This window comes from Vibrio hangzhouensis (assembly GCF_900107935.1).
In the GTDB taxonomy this organism is placed as follows: domain Bacteria; phylum Pseudomonadota; class Gammaproteobacteria; order Enterobacterales; family Vibrionaceae; genus Vibrio; species Vibrio hangzhouensis.
The window spans coordinates 41,793-49,148 of the sequence record NZ_FNVG01000031.1 but is presented as its reverse complement, the minus strand read 5'-3'; the positions used below and the strand labels follow the sequence as shown (position 1 = coordinate 49,148).

9 protein-coding genes, 1 tRNA gene and 1 pseudogene are annotated in these 7,356 nt (G+C 45.5%); 5 read left to right on the top strand and 6 right to left on the bottom strand.

Annotated features, from left to right (window positions below; all coding sequences use genetic code 11):
• Positions 1 to 17 precede the first annotated feature (17 nt).
• Positions 18 to 94, bottom strand: a tRNA-Val gene (locus C4S60_RS20830).
• 174 nt (positions 95 to 268) lie between these two features.
• Positions 269 to 928: a DUF2726 domain-containing protein gene (locus C4S60_RS20825; RefSeq protein ID WP_103882224.1), complete on the bottom strand. Its 660-nt coding sequence runs from the start codon at positions 926 to 928 to the stop codon at positions 269 to 271.
• Positions 929 to 1,142: 214 nt separating this feature from the next.
• On the opposite strand from C4S60_RS20825, the gene C4S60_RS20820 reads away from it, so the two are divergent.
• Positions 1,143 to 1,655 (top strand): lipocalin family protein, encoded by a 513-nt coding sequence (locus tag C4S60_RS20820; RefSeq protein ID WP_103882223.1) that lies wholly within the window; start codon positions 1,143 to 1,145, stop codon positions 1,653 to 1,655.
• Positions 1,656 to 1,667: 12 nt separating this feature from the next.
• On the opposite strand, the gene C4S60_RS20815 is transcribed toward C4S60_RS20820, so the two are convergent.
• Positions 1,668 to 2,429 carry an MBL fold metallo-hydrolase gene (locus C4S60_RS20815; protein ID WP_103882222.1) on the bottom strand — a complete coding sequence of 254 codons (762 nt, stop codon included), beginning with the start codon at positions 2,427 to 2,429 and terminating at the stop codon, positions 1,668 to 1,670.
• 120 nt (positions 2,430 to 2,549) lie between these two features.
• Here C4S60_RS20815 and C4S60_RS20810 point away from each other — a divergent pair, with 120 nt between their 5' ends.
• Positions 2,550 to 3,266, top strand: coding sequence for a glycerophosphodiester phosphodiesterase family protein (locus C4S60_RS20810; protein WP_103882221.1), 717 nt, complete (start codon positions 2,550 to 2,552; stop codon positions 3,264 to 3,266).
• Here C4S60_RS20810 and C4S60_RS20805 read toward each other — a convergent pair.
• Entirely contained in the window at positions 3,250 to 4,176 is a 927-nt protein-coding gene (locus tag C4S60_RS20805) for a LysR family transcriptional regulator (protein WP_103882220.1), read from the bottom strand. The two genes, C4S60_RS20810 and C4S60_RS20805, sit on opposite strands and share 17 nt — an antisense overlap.
• 101 nt (positions 4,177 to 4,277) lie before the next feature.
• On the opposite strand from C4S60_RS20805, the pseudogene C4S60_RS23985 reads away from it, so the two are divergent.
• From C4S60_RS23985 to C4S60_RS20795, 3 genes and pseudogenes are all read left to right on the top strand, one after another.
• Positions 4,278 to 4,709, top strand: a pseudogene (locus C4S60_RS23985) (EamA family transporter); the annotation flags it as partial.
• A gap of 3 nt (positions 4,710 to 4,712) precedes the next feature.
• Positions 4,713 to 5,210, top strand: coding sequence for a DMT family transporter (locus tag C4S60_RS23820; RefSeq protein ID WP_244183162.1), 498 nt, complete (start codon positions 4,713 to 4,715; stop codon positions 5,208 to 5,210).
• A 110-nt stretch (positions 5,211 to 5,320) separates the two neighbouring features.
• Positions 5,321 to 6,427 (top strand): M20/M25/M40 family metallo-hydrolase, encoded by a 1,107-nt coding sequence (locus C4S60_RS20795; protein WP_103882218.1) that lies wholly within the window; start codon positions 5,321 to 5,323, stop codon positions 6,425 to 6,427.
• A 56-nt stretch (positions 6,428 to 6,483) separates the two neighbouring features.
• On the opposite strand, the gene C4S60_RS20790 is transcribed toward C4S60_RS20795, so the two are convergent.
• Both C4S60_RS20790 and C4S60_RS20785 read right to left on the bottom strand, forming a co-directional pair.
• Positions 6,484 to 6,837, bottom strand: coding sequence for a ribosome recycling factor family protein (locus tag C4S60_RS20790; RefSeq protein WP_103882217.1), 354 nt, complete (start codon positions 6,835 to 6,837; stop codon positions 6,484 to 6,486).
• The gene (locus C4S60_RS20785; protein WP_103882216.1) at positions 6,816 to 7,253 is read right to left on the bottom strand and encodes a DUF3859 domain-containing protein; all 438 of its coding nucleotides are present in this window, start codon (positions 7,251 to 7,253) and stop codon (positions 6,816 to 6,818) included. The genes C4S60_RS20790 and C4S60_RS20785 overlap by 22 nt, the downstream gene beginning before the upstream one ends.
• Positions 7,254 to 7,356 lie beyond the last annotated feature (103 nt).

Genomic DNA, 7,356 nt, shown 5'->3' with positions numbered 1-7,356 from the left:
AAGCATTCAGAGAAGGATGGTGGGTCCGGGCGAACTCGAATCGCCGACCCCTACCATGTCAAGGTAGTACTCTAACCAACTGAGCTACGGACCCATCTCTCTGGAACGAGAAGGATATTAACCAGAGAGACCGGGCTGTGCAAGCACATTTTTGTGTTTTTGATACCGTTTGGCTTAGAAGTCATCAATTCGACTCTTTTTTACTCTTTTCTCCAGTAAAAACGTGAAGGCTATCAGATCCTTGCCTCAATCCTTCAAGGCTACGGTGTTAGTCATTAGCATCAAAAACGACGTTGTAGTTCTCGGTATACTGACACAACGGCTGGCGACTACAGGTAAAGAAGCGTCTTCCCTTAAAGTCGCCCTGAGTGGCCGTTTTAATGATCATCGGACTGCCGCAACGTTTGCAAAAACGGACCTCTTTATCGGCTTCAATCAGATCAATGTGCGCCGCTAACAAACGACGAATTTTGCTGACCTGATAACTCAGCTTAACCGATGCACCAATAAGCGGGATCCCGGCCGACTTGCAGACCTGCATGATCAATTTCTGCCGCTCTACCTTGCCTTTATCAAGCTTCTGGCCGTTGTCGTATTCAATAACAACCCTAGGTTGCATCGTGCGTGGGTCGCAGACAACAAAGTCAAAGTAACTACGAGCAATCACTTTATTGGCAATAAACCATTGCTTTTTATTAGTACCCTGTTGAGGTGTCACTACACTCGACATATTAACTTTGGTCAGAATGACACCATGCTCTCCCACCGCCTCTTTCAAAGCATTGTAGAAGGCCGTTTGAGCAGCGGACAACACAGGCCCCTTGATCTTGTACTGATATGTTTTTGTGTCTTCTTGCTTTACGAACACTTTGATCGCAACAAAGATAAATCCCACAAGTACAGCTAAAACAATGAATATCTCTAACATTGTGCGCATCAAACCTATTTGAGTAGACGGACGAGACCTTAGTTCGCTAAGCGCACTCCCGGCTCTTGGATTATTTAATAACTATGCAGATTAAGCTCTCTGATGTTTTGATGCAATCTTTGTGGTCTTTTGTTGTGGAACTAGCGTATATTTTAAGTAAATATAGTGAGTTACAGAACATAAGGAGTCTCCCTTGAAGCTATTTCCAAGCCGTATGCTTACCTTAGTGATTGCCCTTTTGGCGTTAGGCTGTACTGGTATGCCTGAGAGCGTCCAGCCAGTCAAAGACTTTGAACTAAACCGCTATCTGGGTAAGTGGTATGAGATCGCCCGTCTGGACCACAGCTTTGAGCGCGGGTTAGATAATGTCAGCGCCACCTACTCAATGAATGAAGATGGCACCGTCAGAGTAATCAACCGTGGCTGGGACAAAAAGGAAATGCGTTGGTCAGAGGCTGAAGGAAAAGCAAAATTTGTCGACGCGCCCAATATCGGCCACCTCAAAGTGTCCTTCTTTGGCCCCTTCTACGGCAGTTATGTCGTTTACTATCTTGAGCCTGATTATTCTGTGGCTTTGGTCAGCGGTTATAACTCAGATTATTTCTGGATACTGTCGCGCACACCCGAGTTAAGTCCGGATCAAATTGACCGCTATAAACAGCTAGCCTCTGAAGCTGGCTTTGCAGCCAACGAGCTGATTTTCCCTAAGCAGGATAAGTCGGAATGATGTTGTTAAACGCTACCGGGAATAAAAGCAGGAACGAAATATTCCCTTGAGCTTGATCTTAGTGACGCGCCAGTGTGTCAATGGACGCATTGGAGCGGTATCCAGGATATGCTGTTTAGACTGAGCATCGAACGTGACCGGACCGCGATGGGCCAGCAGAACCTGTTGCGCCCCCAGTTGATGGATCTTTTCGATAGAAGCGCGATATTGATTGGGGTGGAAGATAGGAAAAGGGGCGATCAATTGCTGCTTAACTTCCACCATTAAATCTGCCACGTACACCACTGATGCCATATGGTTGTAGACCGAAATGTCACGATCGGTATGGCCCGGTGTATCAAGAATGCGCCAGTCACTAAACAGGGGCACGCTATCCCCTTCTTTGACCTGATAATCGACAATCAAACGCTTTTTATACCAAAGGTTTTTTCTTGGCCTACCCATTCTGGCGGCCATCCACCAGGCAAGCATCAAATCGGTTAAATGCATCAAAAATCCATCCAGCCCTGAATACCATGCCTCCTCTTTCTCAGACGACACTATGTGTGCCCCTGTCAGTTTTCGCAGTCGATGGGCAGCTCCAGCATGGTCAGGATGCATATGAGTCACAATGATGGCCTTCAGATCTGTGATAGGTCGAGAAAGTTCATCACTAATGAACCTTAAAATGGTCCCCACATCGGCCCGACTTGCCCCATCCAACAAAAGCAGTTTATCCGGGTATTCAACAAGGTAAATTTGTTGTATATATCCTTGGATTTGGTGGATCTTCATCTCATAGTTAACTGGTCTGATGACTTTTCAACAAGATATCTTTATTGTTACATATTTGCAACATAAACATCAGCACGACTGACGACAACATCTCTATCAGCGTGGCAAATGAGGCTTAAAATGAGCTTAATCATCGCAGGACATCGTGGCGTGGCGGGTACTCATCCAGAAAACACGCTTTGCAGTATTCAGGAGGCAAAACACCTTGGCCTCGCCTGGGTTGAAGTGGATATCCAGCCAACGCGTGACGGGATATTGGTAGTGTGTCATGACCACACCGTGGAAAGGTGCAGTAATGGTTATGGCCGTGTGGACGAGCTGACATTAAGTGAGCTGAAACAACTCGACTTTGGCAGTTGGAAAGGTCCTGAGTTCACTGGAGAAAAAGTGCTTACGTTAGACGAGCTCCTCACCTATTGTCATGACAACACTCTGCACATTAACCTCGAAGTGAAAGTCGATACTCACGATGTCCAGTACGTTGTAAAGCTGTTGGCAGAGGCACTGTCCAAAAGCCCTATTGACCGAAACTTGTTACTGATATCAAGTTTCAGCCGAGAGGTGATGTTAACGCTGCACTCTGCTCGGCTCGGAGTCAAATTGGGGGTGTTAGGCAATCGCCTGAACCAGAAGGTCTTAAAAACCATTCAGGAAGTCGATACCTACAGCTGTCACCTAAATTATCGTTGGCTAACAAAGAAGCACATTCGATGGCTTAGGGAGCGAGAAGTAGAGATCTGGTGCTACACGGTCAACAATCCAAAGTCATTCCGCCACTTAGCAGAGGTAGATGCCATTTTCAGCGACTACCCGCAACGCTTTATGGATCACGCTTAACTGGTTTCATCGCCTCGACCATGTAGTCAATAAATGCTCGTCTGCGGACGGGCATAAACTTTGATTGGGGAAATTGCATGACGATCTCTCCCTGATACCGAGAGTTAATATTCCAATCCGGAAGCACTTGCAGTACGTCCCCTTGTTTTAATGCTTTCTCAACCACAAATTCTGGGAAAATACCTATTCCCATGCCACTTTTCACCGCGTTGAGGCGCATTTCAGAATGATTAACAGAATATCGCCCATCAACCTGAACCTTAACGTCCTCATCACCCTTCGAAAATAGCCAAACATTATCGTTAGGCTGTTCATTGAGGTACAAGCAATCATGGTTGAGCAAATTATTTGGATGGAATGGAATACCATTATTTTGTAGATAGGACTTACTGGCACACAAAACGGCTTTTATGTCTCCCAGTGTTTTTGCTACTAAGTTCTCTCGTGGAAAGTGGGTTAATTCAAAAACAATATCGAGATTATGCCCAAATGGATCAATAAATTCATCGCTGACCAACAGTCGTAATTTTGTTTTGGGGTAGCGCTCCAGAAACGGCAACATTAAAGGTTCTAATATGTGTCGACTAAATGCTTTCGGCGCCGAGATCCTTAGTTCTCCCACTGCTTCCCCACCCTCCTGACTGGCAATATTGGCAATGTCAGAGGCCGATTCCATTATCTTTTTACTAAACTCATAGACAACCTTGCCCGTATCCGTGGTGACCTGCTTACGCGTTGTACGCTCTAACAAATCAGCCTTTAGAGCAGCCTCTAAACGACTCACCTGTCGACTCACACCCGATGGCGTCATGCCCAACCTTTGCGAGGCCGCAGTAAAACTGCCTGCCTCAACCACAGTCATAAACGCGGCAATGTCTGGCAACAGCGCCATCAATTTATTTGAGTCCATCAGTCACAGGTCCTATGCATTTTGGAAGTATTATCACGTTGTTATTCATAAGTTAGCATAGCAACAGCGTCATTCATATGAAATATTATTAGGTAATTTAAATGGAAAGAAATTACGCACAAAGTTTCACTATAAATTGGGCCATCCTAGGTCTGCTACTCGTCTCAATCGTATGGGGTACAAGTTATGGGGTATCCAAACAAATATTAGAGGTCTTATCAGTGCCTCAACTCTTGTTTGCACGCTTTACTATAAGCTGTGCTTTTTTGCTCATCATCTTATATAAGAAAAATCTATTTAAGGAATTGGTCAAAAAACCACTACATTACCTAAAAGTTGGCGTGATAACAGGGACGATACTCAGCTGCATCTTTATTACCGAAACCTGGGCAGTACTATTAACCCAGGCAGGCCAAGTAGCGGTATTGATCAGTGTTTGTATCCTATTTACACCTTTGCTAGAAAAAGTCTGGTTAAAAGTGTCTCTCCCAAAGGGCATTATGTTTTACTGTTCAGTCGGTGTAGTTGGAGTGCTTATGCTGTCCGATATCAGTTTGCATTCAATGACATTCAATTGGGGTATCGTCTTAGTCATGGTCGCGGCAGCACTACGCGCAATGATGGTGGTCACCTGCCGAAAAGCATTCACAGGAGAAGAGTTTAATATTGAACTGATCACCTTTATTCAGTTGTCTGTGGTAGCAATGGTAAGTTGGGCGGTCATGGTATCTACCTCTTCATGGACAACGATAGCCTCGACCTTCAGTTCACTAGACGCTTTCTCGATAGCTAGTCTGCTCTATCTCACCTTTGGTTGTACATTAATGGCATTCTTTGTACAGAACTACGCTGTGAAGCACCTGCATGCGAGTCACGCTTCGTTGCTCATGGGGACTGAGCCCCTGTTCGGCCTTTTATTTGCGTCACTATTCTTGCAGGAACAACTTAACAACATTCAATGGCTAGGTAGCTTTCTGATTATTTCAACCACTGTTGCAGCTTGTTACCAATTTTCTAAGCAAAAGCAGCCTTAAAACTAGTCAATTCGACCAGGTTGCGGGGCTTTTATTGATTTATCTCAGGTCTGGCACGTAAACATAGAGTGTAAAGTGGGTGTCCCTGTTTCATAACGTGAAGAAATCCTATGACACTAGTAAATACCGACCGCCTGGTTAATCATTTTTTCGAACTGGTCAAGATCGACAGTGAGTCTGGAAACGAAAAAGCCGTTGCTGAGGCGATTGCTGAGCAATTGGGCGAACTTGGTTTCTCGGTGAGCAAACTCCCGGTTCCAGAACAGTACACAAACGGTTTTAATGTCTACGGCCGTCTTGAAGGTAAATTGGAAGGCAGTATCGTCTTCAGTGCTCATATGGATACGGTTACTCCGGGTATTGGTATTGAGCCCATTATTGAAGACGGCATTATCCGCTCAAAGGGTGAGACGATTCTTGGTGGTGATGATAAGTCCGGTATTGCAGCTGTAATGGAAGCGGTACGTTGCTTAAAAGAGCAAAATCGTGAACACAAAACCATTGAAGTTGCTTTTACCGTTCACGAAGAAGGTGGCCTGTTTGGATCTGAGCACTTCGATATGTCTTATATCAAGTCTGATAAAGCCATCGTACTGGATACCGGTGGTCCTATCGGCACGATTGTTACTGGTGCTCCTGGCCAGCAAAAGATCGTTGCTAAGATCAAAGGCCGTCCAGCTCACGCCGGTCTTGCTCCAGAAGAAGGCATCAGTGCCGCTATGGTTGCAGCAGATGCCATTGCCAATATGAAACTGCTCCGCATCGATTCAGAAACGACAGCAAACATTGGTTCTGTTAATGGTGGTCAAGCAACTAACATCGTTATGCCAGAGTTGACAGTGGTTGCCGAAGCGCGTTCACTCAACAGCGACAAGCTAACGGCACAAGTTAACCACATGGTTGAAACTTTCCAAGCGTCAGCTGAGAAATTCGGTGCAGAAGTAGAGATTGAATCAACGCGCGCTTACGACGCTTTCGTTATCGCAGAAGATGATGCGCACGTTTTGAAGATTAAACAAGTCTTCGAAGCAAACGGCATCGAAGCCAACACCAAACACACAGGTGGTGGTAGTGACGCCAACAACTTCAACGGCAAAGGTCTAACAACCGTTAACCTTTCTACTGGCATGGCAAAAGTGCATACTACGGAAGAATTTATTGCCATTGATGATATGGTTAAGATCACCGACTTTGTGATCGGCTATGTAACAGCATAAATTCAGGCCCGTAACCAAATTGCAGCTGCATTTCACACTCGCGGAATGCAGCTTTTTTATAATCCTTCATACTCATCAATGGCAGCGCGAGCTTCCACCAAAGAACAGCCTGACTCATGTATCAGTTCTGCAATGGTCACTTCAGGATTTCGCTCTAACACCCGTTGAATGGGAGACTTGTAATCCGCGAGAGCTTTATCAATGGCAATAGATATCCACCCCACACCGGCCGAGATTGCAAACGCCACCAGTTGATCTTTCTCTCCTGATAACGTCCAGTTGCGAGAACGTCGAATCCTTTTCAACTGACATTGATGGGCCCGTGCACAGTCCATTACCCGCGTCTTGTCTTCGACCCGATGAACAAAGCTGTTCAGACGAACCGTAATTAAAAACCGCGACGTTTCCAAAACTGACCTTCATCTCTGGCAATGACCTTAAACTTCTTTTCGGCAACAACGCGACCTTGCATCTCCAGTACCATGCGCCATTCACCGAGGTTACTTTCCAATCCGTCTACCGGGTGAAGCAGTTGAATGGTATCACCCAGATAGAAGTCCCAATCATTACTGCCAACATGCTCTTCTCCGTCAAAAGGTGCTAAGACCTGCCCTTTTTTACTGAGCACTCCGGGATGGTAAATACAGTAGCGCACCCGCTCTCCCTTCGCTTTCTTTATGTTGACGATAAAGCCAAACTCGATATGCTCGTCCGCAGGTACGATAGTGGTGAAATCCTGAATTTTTGGAAGCTCTTTTGAGCCCGAATCCCATGTCGAGTATATGCCGTAGGAGGTCATTTCAATTACTGGTGAACGTTTTGCCATTGAACAATTGATGTCTTAAGTGTGGATAGAAGAGTATACCTGACTCTCTCTGAAATGGGCGGATTTTGCTTACCATGTGATTTGGTTTCCACATCATGGGCGA

Excerpts from the sequence above, each read along its gene's own strand:
- C4S60_RS20825 (WP_103882224.1), bottom strand. The coding sequence starts at position 928 with ATGTTAGAGATATTCATTGTTTTAGCTGTACTTGTGGGATTTATCTTT.
- C4S60_RS20820 (WP_103882223.1), top strand. The coding sequence starts at position 1,143 with ATGCTTACCTTAGTGATTGCCCTTTTGGCGTTAGGCTGTACTGGTATG.
- C4S60_RS20815 (WP_103882222.1), bottom strand. The coding sequence starts at position 2,429 with ATGAAGATCCACCAAATCCAAGGATATATACAACAAATTTACCTTGTT.
- C4S60_RS20810 (WP_103882221.1), top strand. The coding sequence starts at position 2,550 with ATGAGCTTAATCATCGCAGGACATCGTGGCGTGGCGGGTACTCATCCA.
- C4S60_RS20805 (WP_103882220.1), bottom strand. The coding sequence starts at position 4,176 with ATGGACTCAAATAAATTGATGGCGCTGTTGCCAGACATTGCCGCGTTT.
- C4S60_RS23820 (WP_244183162.1), top strand. The coding sequence starts at position 4,713 with ATGCTGTCCGATATCAGTTTGCATTCAATGACATTCAATTGGGGTATC.
- C4S60_RS20795 (WP_103882218.1), top strand. The coding sequence starts at position 5,321 with ATGACACTAGTAAATACCGACCGCCTGGTTAATCATTTTTTCGAACTG.
- C4S60_RS20785 (WP_103882216.1), bottom strand. The coding sequence starts at position 7,253 with ATGGCAAAACGTTCACCAGTAATTGAAATGACCTCCTACGGCATATAC.